The 21,313-nt window shown below is 67.6% G+C and carries 19 protein-coding genes, 1 tRNA gene and 3 pseudogenes; 8 read left to right on the plus strand and 15 right to left on the minus strand.

Going from position 1 to position 21,313, the window contains the following annotated elements; genetic code table 11:
• Positions 1 to 555: 555 nt before the first annotated feature.
• Positions 556 to 1,545 carry a YafY family protein gene (locus tag E1182_RS18350; RefSeq protein WP_132266886.1) on the minus strand — a complete coding sequence of 330 codons (990 nt, stop codon included), beginning with the start codon at positions 1,543 to 1,545 and terminating at the stop codon, positions 556 to 558.
• Positions 1,546 to 1,717: 172 nt separating this feature from the next.
• Between E1182_RS18350 and E1182_RS18355 the strand changes: the two genes are divergently transcribed.
• Positions 1,718 to 2,572, plus strand: coding sequence for a nuclear transport factor 2 family protein (locus E1182_RS18355; protein WP_243706286.1), 855 nt, complete (start codon positions 1,718 to 1,720; stop codon positions 2,570 to 2,572).
• 115 nt (positions 2,573 to 2,687) lie between these two features.
• Here the strand turns inward: E1182_RS18355 and E1182_RS18360 are convergent, their stop codons facing one another.
• Positions 2,688 to 3,179, minus strand: a complete 492-nt coding sequence (locus E1182_RS18360; RefSeq protein ID WP_132266889.1) for a phosphatase — start codon at positions 3,177 to 3,179, stop codon at positions 2,688 to 2,690.
• Positions 3,176 to 3,601: a helix-turn-helix domain-containing protein gene (locus E1182_RS18365; protein ID WP_243706287.1), complete on the minus strand. Its 426-nt coding sequence runs from the start codon at positions 3,599 to 3,601 to the stop codon at positions 3,176 to 3,178. The genes E1182_RS18360 and E1182_RS18365 overlap by 4 nt, the downstream gene beginning before the upstream one ends.
• 54 nt (positions 3,602 to 3,655) lie before the next feature.
• Here E1182_RS18365 and E1182_RS32300 point away from each other — a divergent pair.
• A pseudogene (locus E1182_RS32300) lies at positions 3,656 to 4,017 on the plus strand (conjugal transfer protein TraC); the annotation flags it as partial.
• 40 nt (positions 4,018 to 4,057) lie between these two features.
• Here the strand turns inward: E1182_RS32300 and E1182_RS18375 are convergent.
• The gene (locus E1182_RS18375) at positions 4,058 to 5,914 is read right to left on the minus strand and encodes a serine hydrolase (RefSeq protein ID WP_132266891.1); all 1,857 of its coding nucleotides are present in this window, start codon (positions 5,912 to 5,914) and stop codon (positions 4,058 to 4,060) included.
• Between the two features lie 97 nt (positions 5,915 to 6,011).
• On the opposite strand from E1182_RS18375, the gene E1182_RS18380 reads away from it, so the two are divergent.
• Positions 6,012 to 7,673 (plus strand): sensor histidine kinase, encoded by a 1,662-nt coding sequence (locus E1182_RS18380; protein ID WP_132266893.1) that lies wholly within the window; start codon positions 6,012 to 6,014, stop codon positions 7,671 to 7,673.
• On the opposite strand, the gene E1182_RS18385 is transcribed toward E1182_RS18380, so the two are convergent.
• From E1182_RS18385 to E1182_RS18395, 3 genes are all read right to left on the minus strand, one after another.
• Positions 7,614 to 8,222 (minus strand): DNA-binding response regulator, encoded by a 609-nt coding sequence (locus E1182_RS18385; RefSeq protein ID WP_132266917.1) that lies wholly within the window; start codon positions 8,220 to 8,222, stop codon positions 7,614 to 7,616. The two genes, E1182_RS18380 and E1182_RS18385, sit on opposite strands and share 60 nt — an antisense overlap.
• Positions 8,223 to 9,681: 1,459 nt before the next feature.
• The gene (locus tag E1182_RS18390; protein WP_132266896.1) at positions 9,682 to 10,677 is read right to left on the minus strand and encodes a CU044_5270 family protein; all 996 of its coding nucleotides are present in this window, start codon (positions 10,675 to 10,677) and stop codon (positions 9,682 to 9,684) included.
• Positions 10,678 to 10,712: 35 nt separating this feature from the next.
• Positions 10,713 to 11,234 (minus strand): RNA polymerase sigma factor, encoded by a 522-nt coding sequence (locus E1182_RS18395; RefSeq protein WP_132266898.1) that lies wholly within the window; start codon positions 11,232 to 11,234, stop codon positions 10,713 to 10,715.
• Between the two features lie 475 nt (positions 11,235 to 11,709).
• On the opposite strand from E1182_RS18395, the pseudogene E1182_RS32305 reads away from it, so the two are divergent.
• Together E1182_RS32305 and E1182_RS32310 are read left to right on the plus strand one after the other, a co-directional pair.
• A pseudogene (locus E1182_RS32305) lies at positions 11,710 to 11,772 on the plus strand (transposase family protein); the annotation flags it as partial.
• A 226-nt stretch (positions 11,773 to 11,998) separates the two neighbouring features.
• The gene (locus E1182_RS32310) at positions 11,999 to 12,547 is read left to right on the plus strand and encodes a transposase family protein (protein ID WP_243706288.1); all 549 of its coding nucleotides are present in this window, start codon (positions 11,999 to 12,001) and stop codon (positions 12,545 to 12,547) included.
• A gap of 148 nt (positions 12,548 to 12,695) precedes the next feature.
• Here the strand turns inward: E1182_RS32310 and E1182_RS18405 are convergent, their stop codons facing one another.
• Positions 12,696 to 13,178, minus strand: coding sequence for a hypothetical protein (locus E1182_RS18405; protein WP_132266900.1), 483 nt, complete (start codon positions 13,176 to 13,178; stop codon positions 12,696 to 12,698).
• Positions 13,179 to 13,538: 360 nt separating this feature from the next.
• Here E1182_RS18405 and E1182_RS32315 point away from each other — a divergent pair, with 360 nt between their 5' ends.
• A complete protein-coding gene (locus tag E1182_RS32315) occupies positions 13,539 to 13,847 on the plus strand; it encodes a hypothetical protein (protein ID WP_243706289.1) in 309 nt (102 codons plus the stop codon).
• Positions 13,799 to 14,482, plus strand: a complete 684-nt coding sequence (locus E1182_RS18410; protein WP_243706290.1) for a site-specific integrase — start codon at positions 13,799 to 13,801, stop codon at positions 14,480 to 14,482. The genes E1182_RS32315 and E1182_RS18410 overlap by 49 nt, the downstream gene beginning before the upstream one ends.
• Here the strand turns inward: E1182_RS18410 and E1182_RS33020 are convergent.
• From E1182_RS33020 to E1182_RS18445, 7 genes and pseudogenes are all read right to left on the minus strand, one after another.
• Positions 14,472 to 14,791 (minus strand): annotated as a pseudogene (locus tag E1182_RS33020) (hypothetical protein). The gene E1182_RS18410 and the pseudogene E1182_RS33020 sit on opposite strands and share 11 nt — an antisense overlap.
• 173 nt (positions 14,792 to 14,964) lie before the next feature.
• Positions 14,965 to 15,037: transfer RNA gene (locus E1182_RS18420), tRNA-Arg, on the minus strand.
• A gap of 357 nt (positions 15,038 to 15,394) precedes the next feature.
• Positions 15,395 to 15,742, minus strand: coding sequence for a hypothetical protein (locus E1182_RS18425; RefSeq protein WP_132266902.1), 348 nt, complete (start codon positions 15,740 to 15,742; stop codon positions 15,395 to 15,397).
• 113 nt (positions 15,743 to 15,855) lie between these two features.
• Positions 15,856 to 16,488, minus strand: coding sequence for a hypothetical protein (locus tag E1182_RS18430; protein WP_207921437.1), 633 nt, complete (start codon positions 16,486 to 16,488; stop codon positions 15,856 to 15,858).
• A gap of 154 nt (positions 16,489 to 16,642) precedes the next feature.
• Positions 16,643 to 16,888, minus strand: coding sequence for a hypothetical protein (locus E1182_RS18435; RefSeq protein ID WP_132266905.1), 246 nt, complete (start codon positions 16,886 to 16,888; stop codon positions 16,643 to 16,645).
• Between the two features lie 299 nt (positions 16,889 to 17,187).
• Entirely contained in the window at positions 17,188 to 18,144 is a 957-nt protein-coding gene (locus E1182_RS18440) for an aminoglycoside phosphotransferase family protein (protein ID WP_132266907.1), read from the minus strand.
• Between the two features lie 255 nt (positions 18,145 to 18,399).
• Positions 18,400 to 18,870 carry a hypothetical protein gene (locus E1182_RS18445; protein WP_132266909.1) on the minus strand — a complete coding sequence of 157 codons (471 nt, stop codon included), beginning with the start codon at positions 18,868 to 18,870 and terminating at the stop codon, positions 18,400 to 18,402.
• 1,069 nt (positions 18,871 to 19,939) lie between these two features.
• Here E1182_RS18445 and E1182_RS18450 point away from each other — a divergent pair.
• Entirely contained in the window at positions 19,940 to 20,692 is a 753-nt protein-coding gene (locus E1182_RS18450; protein ID WP_132266919.1) for an SDR family NAD(P)-dependent oxidoreductase, read from the plus strand.
• Positions 20,693 to 21,313: the final 621 nt, after the last annotated feature.

Here is a 21,313-nt window from a genome sequence, read left to right on the forward strand (position 1 = left end):
GACCCGCCCTGGCGCTGTACGCGGTCGGCTCAGTCCCGGTGGCCCTGCGCGCCGCCGTACCCGAGGCCGCACTCCAGGTCGGACTGCTGCTACTCACGATCTCGGTCACCTGGCTCGCGATCCACCTCTGGCGCAACGCCGACCGTGTGTCCAGCGCGCCGGCATGACCCAACCTGTCCCGCCGCCCCGACCCACACCGGCCGGGGCGGCGGGACAGCGCCGAGTTGAACGCCAGGAAGCGCGGGGCGGACGCCAGCCGCCCGTTGCCGTCGAGGATCCCGGGCGTCCGCCCCCTGCCCGGCGTGCTCAAGGACCCGACGAGGGAGTGAGAGCGGCATCGGCAGGTCATCGGATCCTCAAGGCGCGGCCCGGCACACAAAGGTGTGCCGGGCCGCGCGATGGGCGTCACTTCAGGTAACTGACCAGCGAGAGGTCACGTTCGAAGACACCCTGCACGGCAGGCCTCGCTACCGAGTCGTCGACGTCCACCATCAGTACGCCGAGCTTGGATCGCCTCGAGTCGAGAAGTTCCTCGTGGCCCCGGTCACGGTGGCGCTAAGTGGGCCGTTGTCGTCGCTGGTAGATGAGGATCATCGTGTCGAGGGTTTGGGTGATCCGTTCGCGCAGTTCCTGGGGGGCGAGGATCTCGGCGTCGGCTCCGAGTTTCAGGAGTTCGGGGATGGCCTGGTCGATGGACTCGATCGGGATGGTGACTCGGGTCCAGCCGTCCGGATCTGGTTCGGTCGCCGTCCGGCTGGCGGCTTGGGTTATGGCCGGTTCCATGATGTGTGGCAGCCGTTTCAGGGCGTTCGGGGAGAGGCGGAGAGTCGCCTGGCCCTGATGGCGGCGGGTGTCGAAGCGTTCCAGGTAGGTCTGCCAGTAGCTGCCCAGGTCGAACCCTTCTATCCGATCAAACCGCTCGGTGAGCACGTCGAGGGCCAGCAGTCGGGAGATCCGGTAGGCGCGGAACTGGCCCGCGCTGCGGGCCAAGAGATACCAGTGGCCTGCCTTGAGGACCAGCCCGTAGGGGTCCACTGTCCGGGTGACCTCGTGGGGCTCCGCCCATCGCAGATAGCGCATCCGTACGGTGAGCTGGTTCCACACGGCGTCCGCGACCGCCGTCAGGTGCGGTGTGTGGTCGGCGTCGCGGTACCATGACGGCGCGTCGAGGTGGAAGCGTTCGGAGATCCGTCCAGCGCGGTCGCGTAGTTCCGCCGGCAGCGAGGCCATGAGTTTGAGTTGCGCGGCGGTCACGACGGCGCCCAAGCCGAGGTCTGCGGCGGCCGTCGGTAGCCCGGTCAGGAACAGCGACTCCGCCTCTGCGACGGTGAGGCCGGTCAGCCGGGTGCGGTAGCCGTCGAGCAATTGGTAGCCGCCGTCGTGCCCCGCTTCGCCGAACAGCGGGATGCCCGCCGCGCTGAGGGATTCCATGTCCCGGTAGACGGTGCGTACCGACACCTCCAAGGTCTCCGCCAGTGCCTGGGCCGTCATCCGGCCGCGGGTCTGCAGCAGCATCAGGATGGACACCAGACGGCTCGCGCGCATGACGACAAGTGTGCCGCGATCCACTGACAGGAGGTGTCAGGAGACCGCCCGTAACGTCTCGGCTAAGGGCCACGTGGCGGGTCAGGAACAGTGCTGACGTGAGCACGAACCAGGGAACCAAGCCCCCAACTCCTGCCCGCCACCCCCAGGGTCAGAAACGAAGGAAGAGATTGTGATTGACATCAACGAGTTCGTCGACCGCTACGTGGGCGTGTGGAACGAGCCCGACTCGGACGCCCGGCACAAGACCATCACTGAACTATGGGCCGAGGACGGCGTCGAAGCTACTGAGTCCGCGGAGCATCGCGGGCATGCGGCCATCGAGGCTCGGGTCACTGACGCGTACGAGGAGTTCGTGCAGACGGGAGGGTTCGTCTTTATCTCCGCGAACGATGTTGAAAGCCATCACAACGCCATAAAGTTCACTATTCGCATGGTCCCTGCTAGCGGCGGGAACACCGCCTGGACAGCTCTTGTCTTCATCCTGCTCGGCCAGGACGGGAGGATCCGGTACGACTACCAGTTCACCGGAAGCGCGGACGCGGCCGCACCTGTCGACGTATCGAGGCAGCAGGACGTGAACACCCGCGCCGTCGTGGAGGAACTCCTCCGCCGGATAGGCGACGGTGACCCAGACCGGATCGCTGACCTGTTCGCCGAGCAGGTCGACTGGCAGGTGGACTGGCCAGTCGAGGGCCACCCGGCGGTGCCATGGATTCGTCCCCGTTCGACCCGCGCCGACGTCGCCGACCACTTCCGCGCGCTGGATGCCTTCCACGTACCCGACAGGCGAGGCGCGTCGGTAGCCCGGATCCTCGTCGACGGCAAGGACGCGGTAGTCCTAGGAGAAATCTCGCAGACGGTGAAGGCCACCGGCAGGGCGTACACCTTCCCGGTCGCACTGCACGTCACCGCCGAGGACGGTCTGATCATCCGCTACCACGTGTACGAGGACAGCCTCACGGTCGCGCAAACGCTCGCGGACGAGGGCATGCACCACTCCTCGACAACGGCGTCGAACGGGTAGGCGATCAGACGGCTCAAGGGCTGTCACGCTACCCAGCGTCCCCGGCACGTATCGGGTATAACCCAACGTCGTGCGGGCCGCAGGCCAGCCCGCATGGCCCCACACCCCACCTGGTCTAGGGCCGCCTCCAGCCGGTGTGGTGGTGGGCGAACCACGCGATCCAACGCCGCTGGCCCGGTGTTTCCACGGCGCGTGGGCGGTAGTGGTTGCGGGTCCAGGTGATCGCGTCGTCGACGGGGTGTCCGGCCAGCACGGCCAGGCAGGCGATCACCGTGCCGGTCCGGCCGGTGCCGCCGGTGCACGCGATCTCGACGTGCTGGCCGGAGCGAGCGAGCCGGTATGCGGCGGCGATTTTCGCGGCTGCGTCCTCAGAGTCGCGCGGGGTGCGGAAGTCCGGCCAGAGGATCCAGTTGGCGGGCCAGTCCGGCTGCCACGGGACGCGTCGGGGGAAGAGGCGGCTGAGGCCGCGACGCGGGGCGTCGGGTGGGTGACCTAGGTAGAGCCCGAAGTCCGGCAGAAGACCCGACGGGAAAGGTTCGCGCCGGCCCCGGCCACGGACGAGCGTGCCATCGGGCAGTGCGATGGTGCCGGTGAACTGCTGGTTCATGCCGTCTCCTCCTCAACCAGCGCGGCGACAAGCCGAAGGATCTCCACGGTGGCCCGCACCCCGCCGGTGGTGAGGACCTTCACCCTTGTCCCGTCCAGGTCGCGCGCCGTCTGCATGTGCAGCGCGGGCCCGTCCTGTGGGCCTCTCGGCAGGCCGTCAAGCAGGGCGATGATCCGGTCGGCGGTGTCGCCGTCAATGCCATCGACGTCGAGAACAGTGGAGACCTCGACTCGGCGGTCGTACGCGTGCCGGTCGGCGGGCCGGCCGGTCAGCGCCTCGAAGTCGGCCCGGGCCACCCGGTACTGCTTCCCGATGCGCACCGCGTTCAGTCGGCCGTCCCGCACATAACTGCGAACCGTGGCCACATGGAGACCGAGCCGTTCGGCGACCTGCTCAATCGTATACCAGTCCTGAGCTATCACTATTCAACCTTCCGCATGAAGGAGCCGATAGCAAATGATACGTAATGAGTTCTAGGGCTGCTCGGCGACGAGGCCCGCTCGCTGGACGTCGCCGTGCTCGCGGCGTACCGGGCGAAGGGCATCACCACCGATCCGCGCGCCTGGAGACGACCGGCGCCGCTGCTGGCCGATGTGATGGCCGCGCTGGAGGGCACCGACGACGCCGGCGGCCGAGTCGCCGCTCGACTGCACCCCTACGTCGCCGGCAGCATGAAGGGCCTCTTCGACGAGCCGACCACCACCACCCAGGGCACCTCGTGGTGTTCGCGGTCAAGGACCTACCCGGACAGCTGCACCCGGTCGGCACGCTGCTCACCCTGGACACCATCTGGCCGCATCGTGCGCGGCGCGACAGCCTCCGGCAGCCGCCCAGACGTCCTGCGGATGGTGCTTTTCGCGCCGGACAATAGATCCAGGTCAGAACAGGAGCAGGTGGTAGGTGAGGGCGATGGTGAAGAAGGGCACCGCGCTGAGGGTGAGCAGGGTGTATGCGGTCCGTCCGGGCAGTGTCCACCATCCGTGTCGCCAGGCCGCGGCGGTCGCTGGGATCATCGGCACGGCGAACGCCAGCGCCGCTGTGGCGAGCACCGGAAGGATCGCCAGGCGCGGGGAGCCCAGCGAGACGGCTTCCATGAGTGCGTTTGGGTCGGCGGACAGCAGGGCGAAGCCGGTCAGGAAGCCAGCGGCCAGGGCGGCGGAGGTCCAGGCGGTGAGCGTGGCGAGCCGGGCGGGCAGACAGGAGCGGCGTTTCCGGGCGCGGCGGACGGCGCCGGCCAGGGGAAGTCCGAGGGCGGCGAGGATGAGTGCCAGCGCGCCGGCGCCGAACAGCGGCAGGTGCAGGGTGGGCGTGTCGTACCAGGGAAGTTTCTCGTAGACCTCGGACGGCAGCGCGGATGAGACGAGTGTGCCGTCGCCGGTGAACGAGATTCGGGCCTGGCCGTCACGTTCCTGGAACAGGCCGGGCGCGATCGGGATCCAGTGCTGGGTGTCGCGGTCGGGGTCGGGAGACAGGCCGGTCGTGGTGAGGGTGCCGTCAGGGCCGGCCGTGACCGTCGGCGCGGCGAGCAGGGTGGAGACCTTCATCAGGCTGGTGTGGCTGGTGCGGGCGGATCGGTAGACGCCGGTGTGGCGGGAGACGTCGCCGGACGCCGGGGCGGCGACGGGGGTGGCCTTGGCAGCAGGGAAACGGGTGTCGACGATCAGGTTGGTGATCTTCTGGGCGTCCCACGGTGCCGCGGTGTCGGTGCCGTCACCGTTGAACACGACGAAGACACCGAACCGCTCGGCCGGCATCAGCGCCATGACGTTGTGGAAGCCGGGGACGTCGCCGTCCTTGTAGAGCAGCGCACGGCCGTCGCGGGGGCGTTCCTCGAGGACGTAGCCCATGCCGGGCATGCGCGGGTCCTGAGTGAAGTGCCGCTGCCGCATGGTGGTGGCGATCGGGTCGTCACCGAGCTGGTCGATCATGTAGTGGCCCATGTCGTCGGGGGTGACGGCGGGTCCGGTCCCGGACGGTGTCCAGGGGGCGTACTGACCTTTCCCCTCGACGTAACCGTCGCCGTCGGGCCGGTAGCCGTGGGCCAGCCGTGCCTCGATCGCGGCGGGGTGCGGCAGGGCGGCGCTGGAGCCGGTCATGCCGTGGGCGGCGAACACGTGCTCGGCGACGTATTGCGCGTACGGCTCGCCGGAGGCGACCTCGACGAGGTGGCCGGCCAGCGCGAGGGCGTAGTTGTCGTAGGCGATGCGGGTGCCGGGTGGACGTACCCGCGCGGGCTGGCGGGTCTTGACGCTCTCGGCGAGGGAGTCGACATTGGCCGGGTCCTCTCCGGCGAGGCCGATGATGTCGTCGTCGAAGCCCGCGGTGTACGTCAGCAGATGGTGCAGGGTGACCGGCCGGCCCGGATAGGTGTCTTTGATCTTGAACGCGGTGAGGTAGTGGTTGACGTCGGCGTTCAGGTCGAGCCTGCCCTGTGCGACGAGTTGGAGCACGGCCTCGGTGGTGAAGACCTTGGCGAGCGATCCGGTGAGGAACGGGGTGGCCGGGTCCACCGGGCGGCGGGTCCGGACGTCGGCGACGCCGTAGCCCCGGCTGAGTACTGTCCGGCCGTCTTCGACGACGACCACGGCGGCGCCAGGGATCCGGTGCTGCGCCATCAGCGCGCTGACCGTGCGGTCGACCACCGCGTCCAGGTCGGGAACGTCGGCGTGGGCCGGGGAGGGGCAGAGGGTCACGGCGGCGAGGGCCGCGATGCCTGCGATGATCACTTTGTTCATGTGACTCAGCCTGCCGAGATGGCCGGCCCCGGCATCAGTGCCCGCCACCTCGAATGCGCGTGCGGAATGCACGACCCGGACCTAAGGTGCCAAAGTTTTGATCGTCCTGCTGGTCCTGGTGGGCGTGGCCTTCGACCCGCTGCACCCGATCCCGGACCTGCCGCTGGCGGTGGTCCTGGCGGTGCAGGCGCTACACTGCCTGACCCCGTGGCGCAACCGTTGGACGCTTGCCGTCCAGGTGGTTCTGCTGCCGTGGGCGGGGCCGGCGGCGGCGGGCCCGGTGGCCGCGTCGTCGCTGCTGCTGTTGCGGGGGTGGCCGCGCTGGTGCCTGTTCGCCGGGGTGGTCGCCACCGCGGCGTTGCTGGTGCCGGCCACGCCGTTCGACATCGGGCTGGCGCTGCTCAACGCGCTGTGCCAGGGGCTGGTCCTGTTCGGGGTGACCCGGCTCGGCGACACGAGAGCGGCGGTCGACGCGGCCCGGGCCGAGTTGGTCGCCCGCTCGGTGACCGACGAGCGCTCGCGCGCCGCCCGCGACCTGGACGACGCGATCGGGCTGGGCCTGTCGCAGATCATCGCGCACGCGGCCAGACGCAACCTCGCCGAGATCATCAGGATCTCCCGGGAGACCGCGGCGCTGGCCCGGGCTATCCCCGAGCGGGCGACCCCGGCCGCCGCGCAGGAAGATCTCATGCCGCGGCTCGCACTGCCCATCCTCGCGGTGGTGCACGGCGGCTATCTGGTGCTCTCGCTCATCTACGTCGGCGGCCGCCCGGCACCCTCACTGATCGCGGCCGGCATCCTCGGGCTGCAGTTCTACCACTCGCTGCCGCGCCCGCCCGGCGAGTTTCCCCGGCGCGCCCCCTGGACGGCCGCCACGCTGGTCGCTCTCACCGTCGCCACGCTGCTCTACCCGGGGCAGCCGTATCCGCAGCTGGCCGGGTTCCTGGCCGGCACGTTCCTGCTGTTCGGCCGGGCGTGGTGGCCGGCCGCCGCGGCGGCGGTCGGCCTGCTCTGCGCGATCCTCGCCGCCCGCGGCTATCCGATCGGGAGGAATCTGTACTGGGGTTTCAACGCGGTCGCCATCGCGGTCATGGTCTACGGCCTCGCCACACAGACCCGGCTGGTCTTCGAGGCGCACCAGACCAGGCTCGCGCTGGCCGGAATCGCCGTCGCCCGCGAGCGCCGACGCATCTCGCACGATGTGCACGACCTGCTAGGACAAGGGCTTTCGGCCATCACCGTACGGGCGGAGCTGGCCAGCCGCTTGAGCGCACCGGACGCCGTGGACGAGCAGATCGCCGAGATCACCTCGATCGCGGGGAGCCAGCTACGGGCCCTGCGCGCCATCGCGCTCGACGAGGAGTCCGACCTGTCGCTGGACGCCGAGATCACCTCGGCCAGGTCGATTCTGGAGGCGGCCGGCATCGATGTGACCGTGCGGCGGGTGCCGGTGAACGAATGCCACCGGGACCGGCTGCTCGCGATCGTGCTGCGCGAGGCCGTCACCAACGTGCTACGACACAGCGCTGCCACGTCCTGCCTCATCGAGATCACCCGGGGCGGGTTGCGGGTCCGCAACGACGGTGCCGGCGGCCTACGGGGAAAGGGTCGGGGCACCGCGAACCTCGCGGCACGGGTCGCCGCGACGGGCGGAGAGCTGACCACCGCCGGCCACAGCGGCACGTACGAGCTGCGGGTGCTATATCCAGCCGTGCTCGATGGCGATGCGGACGGCGTCGAGCCGGTTCCGCGCGCCTAGCTTCGTGACGATCGTGCCGAGATAGTTGCGTACCGTTCCCTTGCTCAGAAACAGCGCCGCGGCGATCTCCGCGAGGTCGGCGCCGTCACCGGCCATCCGCAACACCTCGACCTCCCGCGCGGCGAGCGGGTTCACCGGCCCCGCGATCGCGGCGGCGGCCAACCCCGCGTCGAGGACGGTCTCGCCCGCGGCGACCCGGCGGATGGCGTCGGTGAGCCGGTCGGGCGACGCGTCCTTGAGCATGAAACCGCGGGCGCCCGCTTGCAGAGACCTGCGCAACAGCTCGGGCCGGCCGATCGAGGTCAGCATGAGCACCGCGCTCCGCGGCGCCCCGGCCCGCAGTTCCTCGGCCGCGGCGAGACCATCGAGCCGACCGGGCATCTGAATGTCCAGGACCACTACGTCGGGGCCCGACGCCAGCGCCTGCGCCACGGCTTCCTCGCCGGTCGCGACCTCACCCACGACCCGCATGTCCGGCTCCAGATCGAGTAGCGCGACCAGCGCACCACGGATGAGGTGCATGTCCTCGGCCAACAAGATCCTAATCACGATCAACAGTATTACCCGGCGATTATGATCGCCCGGCCCCTCTGTCAACCACGCCGTGCCTGCTCCATGATCGCTGCCGCAACGAGGCGGCGCACGGCTCAGGTCACCGTCTCCTCCTCGGCCCGCGGGTCGAGGCCGCTGACGTCACAGGGCGATCCGCCTCTCATCTGACGCAATCGTCAGCGCCTCGTGGATGTGGCGGTGTCGTGTCCCTCATCGGGGCTGTTCCTCCTTCGTCTGGTATGCCCAGTCCTTGAAAAGGGCTGGTCTGAGGCGCCGGGCGCGGTAGGACGTGGATCCGACCACGGTGTTCGGGGATCCGGCCGGGACCGGCTGCCACCCATCGCGATCAGGCGACATCACCGAGGCGGCCGGGACTGCCCGTTGCTGCCGACGAACGCTGTACTGCAGAAGATCAGCATCCTGGTCAGAGATCCGCGTGTTCAAGGAGCGGCAGCTGTTTGATGGGACTTGCGGGCGCAGTGCCGGCAGCGTCGTGGGCAGGGTGTTTGTGGTGTGCGCTGGTGAGGCCGCTGGCGCACGTGGTGAGGCACGTTGCCGGCTGCCAGCGTCGGCAGCCGTCAGCCTTCTTTGAGGGCTGCGCGCACGGATCATCGGAGAAGGCAGTGCTGGCGCTGGCCCGTTGACGGTGGACCCGCTTCCAACCATTAAATCAACGGCCGGAAATGGTTATCGTCACCGATACCCTCGTGCTCCTGGTCGCCTCTTACACCGCCAGCGCAGATCTGACCACCCCGCCCCGGCGACGCCTCCAAACCAGTCACGAAACGTCTCTCAGGGTGGTCCATTTCCTGGCCTGGCCTCGGCATCCGCTTTCTTGATCGGTATGCGCGAGCCTTTTCGATGCCAGTTGCCGCCAACGATGCGATAGCTATGCCGGCAAAACATATAAAGGGAACAGCCCAGGGTACAAATAGTGATGCTCTACTCATTAGGCTAAATCCGTTGGTTGAGACTGAAGGGTGGGCAGTGGCGAACGGACAATCAATGGCGCAGATGGGATTGCAGGATTGCCAGCGGACCGACCACGCCTTCATCCACGCCATCCTGCTGGCATCAGCACAAGGGCGTCGCCGGGCTCTCATGCACCGCATTACCGGAGGCGCTCCTGATGGAGGCATGCCGTTCCTGGTACTCCAGCCCTGGCAGTAGATGGAGTCGCATCCCAGTCTCCAATGCCGTTCGATGTTGCTCTCTCTGGGCTGGGCAGCCGAAGTTGGTTTACGCGAAGGCAAACATGCCTTTTCGCTGGATTTGGAGAAGACGACAATCGCATGGATGCGCAGTCAGATGTAACGTGGCCTACCTTGCATACAGGCACGATGGTTTCAGTCCGATCAGGATCGACGCCGCGTGAGCTGGTGATGCGTCTCGTGCCAGTACCCGGCATGCGGCGGGCCTGCCTTAGGGCGGCAGGCCCGGCGCGGGTCTTCTGGGGCTAGTTGATCGTGTCGGTGCGGTCGTAGTCGAGGAAGACCTTGTAGTAGTTGAGCTTAGGATGGTGTGTGTTGTTAATCGATTCGTGGGCTAGCAGGGCCCCGGTCTTCGGGTCGAAGATCAGCAGGTCTTCAACGATCTGCTTGTCCCCGTCGTTGGTGCTGGTGCTGGTGCCGGTGATGGCGACGCCGGGGCGGCCGGCCCGGTCGGTGACGTTTCCTCGCCATTGAAAGCCGGGCACCTGGGCGAGGGTGGTGAGGATCATCGCGCGGAAGGTCTGCGATACCGGGTATCGGCTGTAGACAATGCCCACCGCCTTGGTGACGCTGGCCAGATCCTGCGTGGTGTGCAGGAATTGGGCCAGCGCGCGCCGGTTCGTGGGCAGGGGCTCAAGTCCGTCCGACTCGGCGGACAATGGCGAATCGCGTCTTTCACCGACCTTCAGAGTAACCTTGGCGAAGTAGGCCGCTGATTCCACGTCGGGGTAGAGCGCCGCGCCTGCTTCGGTGCGCTGGTGACCGGAGCCGTCCGCGGCGATCCACGTCTGCAGCTTTTCGACGTAGCTCATGGCGTATCGGCCGTCTTCGGATTCCTGAATGGCTCCACCCCAGTACTGGGCGCGGACGTAGGTGTACCGTCCGCTCCGGGTGTCGTAAGGGGCAGCACCGATTCGAGATGCGAGGGCCCGCAGGTGATCGCCGGCGGCGGGTGGCTGGTTGGTGATCTGGTAGGCCACCGGCACGAGCACTTGACCAGGAGCCGAAGCCGTGATCGGTGAACTTTCCTGCCTGTCGACGGTCAGTACCGTCCCAGCCCCGACCGTAGCGACCAGCGCGGCGGCCGCCGTGGTGAGGACCAGTCGTCGGATTGGACGCGCCGGCCGCACGTGGGCCGCCTGATCCCGGGTGGCCTCAGCGCGGGCGATGAGCGCGATTACAGATGTCCGCGCAGGGGGAATGATGACGCCCCTGGCCGGGTCCTCCGCCTTCAGCAGCATTCGAGTGTCCTTCACACCAAACATGTTCTCCCCTTTCACCCTTCACGATCCAGTTGAGCATTCAGCGCCTTGGCCATGCGTTTCCGAGCACGGTGCAGCCGCACCGCCGCAGTCGTCCGGGTGCAGCAAAGAACGGCTGCGGCCTCACCGAGGGATAGCTCTTCCCAGCCGATTAGGCGCAAGATCTCCTGATCAATATCTGGTAGGGTCGCCAACGCCGCCCGCACCCCGGCCACCGCGACCAAACTGTCCTGCGCCATAACCACTGCCCGGCCGCCCCCGCCGATGACATCGGCGAAGAGCGTTGCCTGAGGCGCAGCGCGCCCATCCCGCCTGTTGTTGGCCAACACTCGGCGCGCCACCGCATACAGCCAGGGCAGACAGTCCTGTGGTACCTCCGCGCGCCGGCGCCACGCGATGACGAACACTTCTTGGGCGACCTCGGCTGCGACGTCCCCGTCATACAACCTGCGCAGGCCGTAGCGCACAATCCGTTCATAGTGGGCAAGGTAGATTTCGGTGAACCATTCCTCGCCACGGTCCTTCGGTGGACCCATCGACCCTCCCCCTGGCAGCAGGCACCCTGACATCCATGCTTCTGTCACCGTCAGCGCGATCATTACCGAGCAAGGGAAGAAAGTTTCACCGGCCGCGCGTCTCATGCGAAGCCAGGGCCATTGCGTTGTCGGTGGGTAGGGCTTTGAGCTGGGGATTCGTGGCTTAGGTGGCCTCTGTGGAGACGAGGGAAGCGGGTGAGGCCTCATGGGTGATCATGGAGTTCTCTAACGACCTCGTGCACGGTTGTGGATCCCTGAGCATCGATGGTCGTTGTTTCTGTCATGGTTGGTGCTGCGATCATGATGAATCGTCGGATGGCGGGGCTGTCTCGGCTGGTGATCGAGGGCCTGGTTGTGGAGCTGGCGTCGCGCTGGCAGGCCCGGCACCGTGATCGGCTTGCCGCGCGGGCGCGTCGGCGTGGGATTGGCGCTGGGGCGACAACACCGGTTCGTGTTCAGGGACCGGTTGGTGGCCATGCTGGTGCATCTACGGCACGGGTTGACCCATGACGTGGTGGCCGCCTGGTTCGGGGTGCACCGCTCGACGGTTAGCCGCAGGGTCGCCGAGGTGCGGCCGCTGCTGGCCGAGCGTGGCTGCCGGGTGCGCGACGGCGTGCGGCTACGCAGCCTCGCGGGCGTGGTCGGGTACCTGGGCCACTACCCGCGGGCGTTGATGGACGCCACCGAGGTGCGGGTCCGCCGACCGGTCGAGGGCCGGGCGGGCCGGGACCGGTTCGTGTCCGGCAAGGCCCGGGGTGAACACGATGAAGGCCCTGGTGATCTGCGATCCGGCTGGTCGGCTGCTGTTCTGCGGCGAGACCCGGCCGGGCTCGATGCACGACCTCACCCAGGCGCGGACCGCAGGCCTCGTCGACCTGCTTCTCCACACGCCGATCGGGGTTCAGGTCCTCGCCGACACCCGGCTACCAAGGACTGGGCGCCGACACCGCCGGCGCGGTGATCACCCCAAGGCCCAGACCACGCAAACACCAAAATTCGCTGCCGCCGAGCGCATCGCCGCACACGACGCCGCGCGCAAACGGCACTCGTCACAGCGCATCCGAGTGGAGCACGTCATCGGCCACCTCAAGAACTGGCGGATCCTGGCCCGCTATCACGGCCGACGCGAACACTTCGACGCCACCATCCGCGCCATCGCCGGCCTGCTGTCCGACCACCAACACACCGACCGAACCGAACACACCACCAAGCGACCGAAGGCCCTACCAGCCACAGCCCACACAGATGAAGCGGCCAATCCCCGAGGAGACGGCGACTCCAGACAACCGTGCGAGGTCGTTAGGACGATGTAGCTTGACGCCGACCAGCCTGACAGCTCCGGCGCGCCGACTGCGGACGACCACGACGACGGCGAGCACAAGCATCGCGAGAGAGGCCCCAGCTCGACCGGTATGCCCAGCCGTCGCCCCGTCGGTTGCGGCCGTGGCGTTTATCAGGGCATCACGGTGCCTGTTGTTCGTCTGACAGGACCTCCCCCGGGAAGACTACGCGGCACGCCGGAGACAGGTTCCATTCGCCGGTGAGTTGAGTCGCAGCCTGATTCCAGATCTTGTGCACCGCCTCGAAGAGATCGATGACCTCGTGGGCTGTGCGAGCGCCGCGGGATCTACTGGTTTCCCACGCGACTTGGCGCCATCCCCCGTCCGGGGTCCGCCGCTCTGAATTTGTGAGCGGATGCAGTTTGGCTTGTAGCAAATGCTCAAGCGCCAAACCGACGACGTCGGGGGCAACCTTCTCTGCGAGTGGCTGGGCCTCGGCTAGCTTGGGCCATGCGACGACCAGGACCTTGTGCCAGATCTCCGGTGGGAAGGTGTTGGCGAGGTGATGGCTCTCCCCGACCGGGAGATCCCGCAGTCGTCGCTCCGCCTCCAGCGTCTGGCCGACGTAGAGCAGGCCCCACCGAAGCCAGACGCCGTAGACCACGGGTCCCTCGATCCCGTCCCCGCCATGCCTCGCACCGACAAGCGCCTCACCCAGACGGTGGGCAAACCGGTACCTGCTCCGGCGCCAGGACCGCGCTGCCTCCCGCCCTGATGTGAGCTGCTGTAGCGCACCACGCCAGGCGAGGAACGCCTCCTCGTCGTAACTCTCCAGATGGTTCGGCAACTTGTCCTCGTCCTCGGTGGGCGACAGACACGAGGCTAGATCCCGAGCGGTCGAAGGTACATGGTTACCTGCGTCCGTCTCCTGCTGCCCGCGCGGGCCGATGCCGGCCGGAGGCCGCCAGCAGGCCCAGCGCGGGCAGGCCGCTGCGTCGCGCTTGCGCGGCGCCTTGATCGGCCGGTGGAAGTGGCTGCCGCGCTGCGCTGGCTCGGCAAGGCGTCCCTGCCGTTGTCGGCGTTGACGGAGGCCGCGGTGGTGCGTCCCGCGTTGGATGCCGTGGGGCTGACGATGGACGGGCGGCCGGCGGCGGCGTCGACGACCAGGCGGCGACGCTCGGTGTGCTACAACGTCCTTCAGTACGCCGTGGAGTTGGAGCTGTTGGACTTCAACCCGGTCGACAAGCTGCGGGTGCGGTCGTCCCGGCAGAAGGTGGCCGGGGGGTGGACCGCCGAGTCGTGGTCAACATCCGTCAGGCGCGTGAGCTGTTGACCGGGGTGACGTACGTCGGCCGGCGGGGGAAGAACGGTCGTCGCGGTGAGCGCCTGGTCGCCTTCTACGCCTGTCTCTACTTCGCGGCGCTGCGGCCGAGTGAGGCGCTGGGCCTGCGGGAGTGGGACTGCCATCTTCCGGCAACCGGCTGGGGTCTGCTGACGGTGGAGAAGTCACGGCCATCGGCCGGGAAGCGCTACACCGACAGCGGCGAGGTACACGACGACGGAGGACTCAAGCACCGGGGCGACACCGAAGCGCGGGAGGTGCCGATCCTGCCGGAACTGGTGACGATCCTTCGGGCGCACATCGACCGGTTCGGCGTCGGCGCAGACAGGCGGCTGTTCCGCAGCGACCAGGGCAACGTGGTGGCGTCCTCGACGTACTCCCGCGTCTGGGAAGAGGCGCGGACGGTGAGCCTGACCCCGGACCGGGTCGCCTCACCCTTGGCCGGCCGACCCTACGATCTGCGGCACGCCGGGGTGTCGCTCTGGCTCAACGCCGGGCTGCCGGCACCCGAGGCCGCGCAGCGGGCCGGGCATTCGGTCGACGTGCTGCTCAAGGTGTACGCGAAGTGCATCGACGGCGACCGCACCCGGATGAACGAACGCATCGAGGCGGCGCTCAGCCGATGATCCCGCACCGTTCTCGGAACTCGGTGAGCCACTCGCCCACCTGTGCATCGTCATGCAGGTACGGCTCCTTCGGCCCGTGGCGCAGATCGATGCCGGCGAGGATTCCGAGTGCCTACCACACGGCTTGGTCGACCTCGACGCCTTCCAGGTCGAGCATGGTCCGGGTAGCCCAGCGGTCCACCTCGTCACGCGACTGGCTGCCGGAGAGGATGGCTGCGAAACGCGCTTCCTGTCGGCACGGCTGGGAGGGACCGGCTGCGCGGTCGTCACGGGCGCGGTCCTGTCAAACCGATCTCCGTTACTGCTCATCGAGAGGGCTCTGACCTGGTCGGATAGGCCAGCGCAAGCGCCCAAGATCATTGCACGTATTTTGCATGGACGGCTGCAAACGGCGGCTACTGGTGGCATCTGGCTGCACATGCCGACTGATCGGCCGAGGGGCGTATCCGCAGGTCAAGTGGCGCTTTTGCTGATCGTCGAGGTGCCCCCGGCAGGATTCGAACCTGCGACACACGGTTTAGGAAACCGATGCTCTATCCCCTGAGCTACGAGGGCGCGAGTGCCTAGTCTAGCGACCTTGGGGTTCACCTGGGGTGGCAGGGAGTGGCCCACGTTCACCCACGTCACCCGCACCCTTGTTCTCCCAGCCCAGGACCACACCCGGAGCACACAACCCCCGTTTGCGGCCGGCGGTCGCCCGGGGTGACCCGTGCTGGCACCGGTTGAGCCACGGTGGCACCGGCTGGAGAGCACACACCGCGCACATCAATCCAAGATCAAGCGCTCGGTCGTGGGCATGCACTCAACTCGGCAAGGCTACGTGCGGGGTGCCGTCGCCCTTGCACCAGTTACGACGACGCGCGAACCGCGGCAAATCTGTGCACTTGAACTTGTTCACGTCGGGCTTCCAGCTCAGCTCGCGTCCAAAGCTTCGGCGCGGCCTGCCAGATCTGCGGCGATGTCGTCCCAGTCAGGGCCATGTAGCCAGAGGTTTTGCGCAGCCTCTCGCATCAGCGCCGGCTCATCGGGTCGTTGCAGAAGGACGAGCCGATAGGCCAGGTTCCGTACCCATACCGGCAAGAGGCCGTCAATCATGTGTGGGCACAGCTCGTGCAGCATGGCGAGGATCGACTCCGCGTCGGCGAAGGTTAGCTCTTCGATGAAGTAGTGATCGGCATGATCAGCGCCGCACCGCGACGGAGTGGGTCGATATTCGTCGCCGTAGAGGCACCGAGCGTGCTCCGTCAGGGTGCTGTGCATGTCGTGGACTCTACGATGCCCTGGTTCAGAGACAGACGCTGAAGCCGTCGCAGACTACGGAGGGGAGGCACCCGCTTCGCGGCAGATCCGAAAGTCTGGCCCTTGAGGGACGGTCACCCTGCGAGCCGGTGGCACGCTGCTCGGCTGCGCGGCAGTCCGGCTTGTGTGAACACGAGTCCGCAGCTGCCGTGCGTCGGGTCCCAGAGTGCGTCGTTGCTGACCAGTGCCCGAAGCAGCGCTCGCTGTGCTCCGGTGAGGGGGCGGTGCGCGGCGTACCGTTGGGGGAAGGCGAAGCAGACGAGTGCTCCCCAGCCGTCGTCGAAGCCGGCCCAACTGTCTCGACTGGCCACCTGGCAAGCTGCCGTCGCGATGTCGTCGAAGTCGCGGGCGATGCGGATCGCCGCGGCGACGAGCGCGTATTGGTGCAGTCCCGGAGGCGGTGGCTGGGCTAGTGCAGCCAGGATGAGTTCACGGCTGCGCGGATCGTCCTCATGGGCCAACGCGGCCTTGAGGCGGACCGCCGGGTCCGGGTCGGTGAGCCGGTCGCGGAGGTCAACACCGGACTGAACGAGGCAGTTCATCCACTGCGCCCGCGGCCCAGCGTCTCGTTCCGACCACTCCAGAACGAGAACCGCCAGTTCCATTCGCCGGTCCGCCAGCGACGGCATACGGGCAATCGCGACAAGATTCTCTGCGCGGTGCAGCGCCCGGCCCGGCGGACACGCCTCGAGCAGCGCAATCACCACCGGGTATGCCTGTGCCACGGCGTCGGCGAGGTCCCACCGCGAACACAGCCACCCCGCCCCACGCCTAGCCACGCTCTGTCACTCGCGACTGCCGCATTGCGATCTACAATCGAGCTCAGACACACACTCATCGGCAGACGTCCGCACTGGATCATCATCTGTGGCTGCGGGCCCTCCGCGTTGCGGCGTCCCGTTTGTAGGCGTAGATCGTGAACACGTCACGGACTGCGGTGTGGATCCAGTCAGCATGGTTGTCATCGACGTTGGTCAGGGCCGACGCCACTGCCGGCAGGCCGGTTGCGTCCTCCCTCCGGAGTAAGGCTTCCGCGGTGGCGCGGGTGACGAACGTGTCGGCGGCGTCGAGTAGGAGCTGCTGCAGCGGTTGCTGAGCTTCCGGCATATCCGCGAAGCTCGCCAGGGCGCGGCCGGCGTCCGCGCGGTCCCGAATTTGGGGCTGTCGGCAAGCGGTTGCAGCGCCGCGACCACGGCGCGTCGTACCTCATCGCTCATGGACGCCATCATCCGGGACTCAGCGGGCGGGTAGCGGCGGACCAAGTCCCGCCCGCATCGCGGCATGACAGTGATGTAGATCTTGCGATGCTCGTGCAGTTCTACGTAAATCCTCAATGCCTCAGGCAACCCTCGATGCCGGCTACTGGAACGACGATGAACTGTTCGACCGCGACCTCGACGCCATTCTCACCGCGACACCCGACGGGCGGCCTGGCCCACCGATTTGTCGCCGTCGGTGTACTCGGAGAAGATCTCGTCGAGGATCCTCCGGGAGCTCGCCGTCGCCGCCTCGCCGTCGTCCAGCGCGTTGGCGTAGGTGACAAGCGTCTTCCACAGCGCCCAGCCACGCCCGCGCGCCCATGTCGCGTCATCCACGGACAGTCGCTCCCCGAACGCCCGCCGGCCGTCGCCGGTCAGCAACGTCCAAGCGACCGCCAAGTCACAGGAGGGATCGCCAACGCCGCAGCTCCCGAAGTCGATGACCGCCGCCAGATGCCCGCTGTTGAGCAGGAGATTTCCCTGCGCGATGTCACCGTGGAACCAGCGCTCCACACCGTCCCAGCGCGCATCCAAGGCGCACTTCCAGATCTCGCCGGCCATCTCGACATCGATACGCCCGTCGAGTGCCGTGAGCCCTCGGTTGGCCTCCCCGTCGTAGGTGCGCAGCGTGCCACCCCGGTACCAGTTGTGCTGGCCTGGACGGGGGCCGTCAGCGGGATCGACGCCTTGCAGGGCCACGATGAACTCGGCCAGGTCGAGCGCGAACCGGACCGAGTCGGCGATGCGGTCCACCCGCGCGGTTTCGCCGTCGAGCCACTGGTAGATCGACCAGGAGTACGGGTAACCCTCGCCGGGTTCGCCTTTCGCCAGTGGGGTGGAGATAGGCAGCGGGAGACGGGGGGCGAGCACCGGAAGCCACTTGTGCTCCTTGTCGACCGCCTCGGTGTACTGCAACGCGCTCGGCAGGCGCACTGACATCCCGGAGCCGAGGTGGAAGGTCCAGTTGTCCCAGCCGCCGTCGGCGACCCGCTCGACCGGGAGGTCAGCCCAATGCGGGAACTGGCTGGCGACGAGCCTGCGCACCTGTTCCACGTCGACCGCGATGCGTTTGGGCAGCGGGCCGAGATCTGGAGCGTCGCTCAAAGGAGTCCTCGCCCAAGAAGGTCGGTAGCAGTATCGACAGCCACCGCGTCCACGCTCGCCACCCTGCCGCGCAACTTAGAAGGCCCAACGTAGCTGTACCGCCTGGCCTGCCTCACCGGGCGACGGTATCCACTGGCGACCGGAGACGTCCAACGAAATCCGAGCCTTACTGCGGTGTCACCGCCCGATCAGCGGCAGAAGAGCATGCGCCGGCCGCGCCGCATGAACGATTGCAGCAGGCCACGAGATTCTCAATCAGAGCTGGTCCAGAAGCAAAACGCCGTTCGGTGAGTAGAAGTAGTCGCGTACTTGCCGAGCCCAGTCTTCGATCCTCGGGTCTTCCGCGTGCAACAACCACTCGGAAAGATGCGCGCACTCGTCGGTGTACCCGTTCTCCGCGAGCCACCGCAGCGTCTCGTGCCGACCGGCACCGAAGATGGCTTGCGCGTCAAAGCCGATGCCCAAGTCCATGTCGCCGGTGCGGAATTTCGCGCCATACAGGCGGCACGAGTCTGCCGGATCACCGATCAGAAACAACAAGAAGGCTGTCACGTAGATCTGCTCGTACTCGTCGCTCTCGCCACTGTCCGGGCCTTCGCGCCAAGTCCTCTCGAGGTCGAAGATCTCCCGCAGCATCGCGTGATGGGGACGAGGGTCACCGACATCCACCATCCGGAGCGCTTCCCGGCGCGAAGCCGGACTCGACAGGTCCACAGGCTTGGGCACGCATGCACGGTAGTCCAGCGGGGCTTATCCATTACGTGGAGGCCTCGGAAGCGGTTAGACCCTCCGGCTTCACGCGCGCTCGGCGGCATGGAAGCACACTACGATCCTGGCTCGGGTCCGGGAAGGCCGAATCGGCAAGATGAAGCAAGCATCGGCCTTCCCAGGTCAGACGGACGGGTTCACCGTCGTCCCGGGAACTCTGTCGCCGTTTTATGCCGGTGCCGTGACAATGCTCGGCGGAGGCGAGACGACGACTGGTCGAGGGGTGCTGCTGGAGTGGGCCAACGGTTGGGCGGCCGCACATGGCCGGCGATGGTCAGCACGGTCCACCTCGGGTGCCATCAGTACCGAGTCGTACGGCCGGCGGGAACGCCGAGGTTTGCCGGTCTCTATGAGGGCCGTCTCGGCGCCCAGTTCTGCCTCGACAAGGACACAGCGGTCCTGTTCGCCCAGGCGTGGGGCCTGGCTGCCCGGTCGCCGCGCACGATCGTCTACCTCCCACTGCGCCGCGCGACACTCCCCACCCACCATGTCTGGGGGCGCCCGCTCGACCTGGTGCTGCTGCACCACCGTCTCGCGTTCCCACCGTCACGGTGGAAGCAGGTCCGTTCCCGGTTGGGGACTGGCAGGCCGCACACCGTCGTCCTCCCCGGTCACGCGTGGCCGTCGCGGTCGATCGCCGACCACCGACGGACCTGGCATCAGGAGTTTCGCGATCATCTTCGGTGGGACATAGCCGCTGACACGTTGGTGCTCACCGGCAGCCGCGAGGCGTTCGAACTGGAGGCCGACCAGGTCCGCGCCTTGGCCGAGGAGTGTCCGGCTCATCGCGCCCGCACGCCGGGCACGCACTGCTGCGCCGAGATCGGCATGGGCAGAACCAGGCGCTACCTGACCAGCGTCGGCCGTACGCCGAACTGCACGCCGAATACTCGCAATAGCCCCCCAGGCGGAGGAAGTCGGGGCAGACGAGGGCGAGCGCCTCGCGGCAGATCCGTGCGTCGCGCCAGGACGCCGATCGATATGGCAAGATCCGCCCATGAATAGCTTCGCTCAACCACTCGACGGCATGAATGCACTGGTTGTCGGAGGTGGGGGCGAAGGAATCGGGCGCGCGGTCTCGCGTGCGTTCGCCAGGGCTGGCGCAGCTGTCGCTGTCGCTGACATCGACCCGGGCCGGGCGCGAGAGGCCGTCGAGGAGCTGACCGGGTCGGGCGCCCGTGCTGTTCCGCTTGCTGGTGACGTACGGTCCCGGCCGGCGGTGGACGCATTTGTTGCCTCCACCATCGCTGAGTTCGGCCGGCTCGACACGCTCGTGACCGTCGTGGGCGGGCAGGTCGCGTTCGTGCCGGCGGTACGGCTGCACGAGATGAGCGACGACGACTGGGATCTGGCGTATGAGATAAACCTCGGCTATGTGGCGCGCGCGGCCCGCGCGGCGATCCGTGCCTTCCTGGCCCAGGGACAGGGCGGATCCATCGTGAGCATTGGTTCGGTCACCGGCGTCATGGCTGCGCCCACGCAGGCCGGCTACGGCGCGGCCAAAGCCGGCCTCGCGAGCCTCGCCAAGACCGTCGCTGCGGAGTACGCCGGCGACGGGATCCGCATGAACGTCGTGGCGTGCGGCGCCATCGCAACGGCGGTGGCAAATGCTGCGCAGCCCGCCGACGAGGTGCCCGAGATTCCGATGCGCCGGCTCGGTGTCCCCAACGACGCCGCGGCGGCGGCTGTCTATCTGGCCTCGCCGCTTTCGTCCTACGTGACCGGGCAGAGCCTTGTCGTCGATGGGGGTGTCACGGTGCGAGGCCCGTTCTCCGCCTAACGCTGGTCTCGCGTTTGAAACCAACAGCAGCCTGAACGCGGTCATAGCACCGAGCTTCCGGTATCCGGCATCCGCACATCGGCTACTTGTCCGTGCGCCCTCGCAGCTGTCCACGCCCGAAGTCGGCGGCTACCGAAGGCGCCGGAGGTGCCGGCACCGGCGCGCGCACGACCGGCGGCTATGAGCGGAAACGTGATCGAGCGGTGAGAGGCGGGCAGACGTTATCCGGTTGGGCGCGACGATATCTGCACCGGCGGCAGCGGGCCGCCGATCCGATACGACGCCGTCGAGCGGTGCCTGAGGGCCCTCGCCGAGCACGCCGTGCGGCTGTCCGCTACCGTCCATATGGCGCGCATTGGTTGTGGCCTGGCCGGCGGCCGGTGGGAGCGCATCGAACCGCTCGTCAGCGCGACCTTGTGTGGCCGCGACATCGATACCACCGTCTACGACCACGATTGACCGATCGAAACAACGCTCGGTAACACACTCATCGCGGCAGATCCGGATGGGTTCGAGGGCGGGTGCGAAGGTCAGCGTAGTGGCCTCAGCGGGTGGCCGTGATGGATCGAGACTGTCAGTCGTCGCTCTTATGATCATGGCCATGTCGACTGCGTTCACCAC

The sequence above is a fragment of the Micromonospora sp. KC721 genome, assembly GCF_004348355.1.
Taxonomy (GTDB): Bacteria; Actinomycetota; Actinomycetes; order Mycobacteriales; family Micromonosporaceae; genus Micromonospora.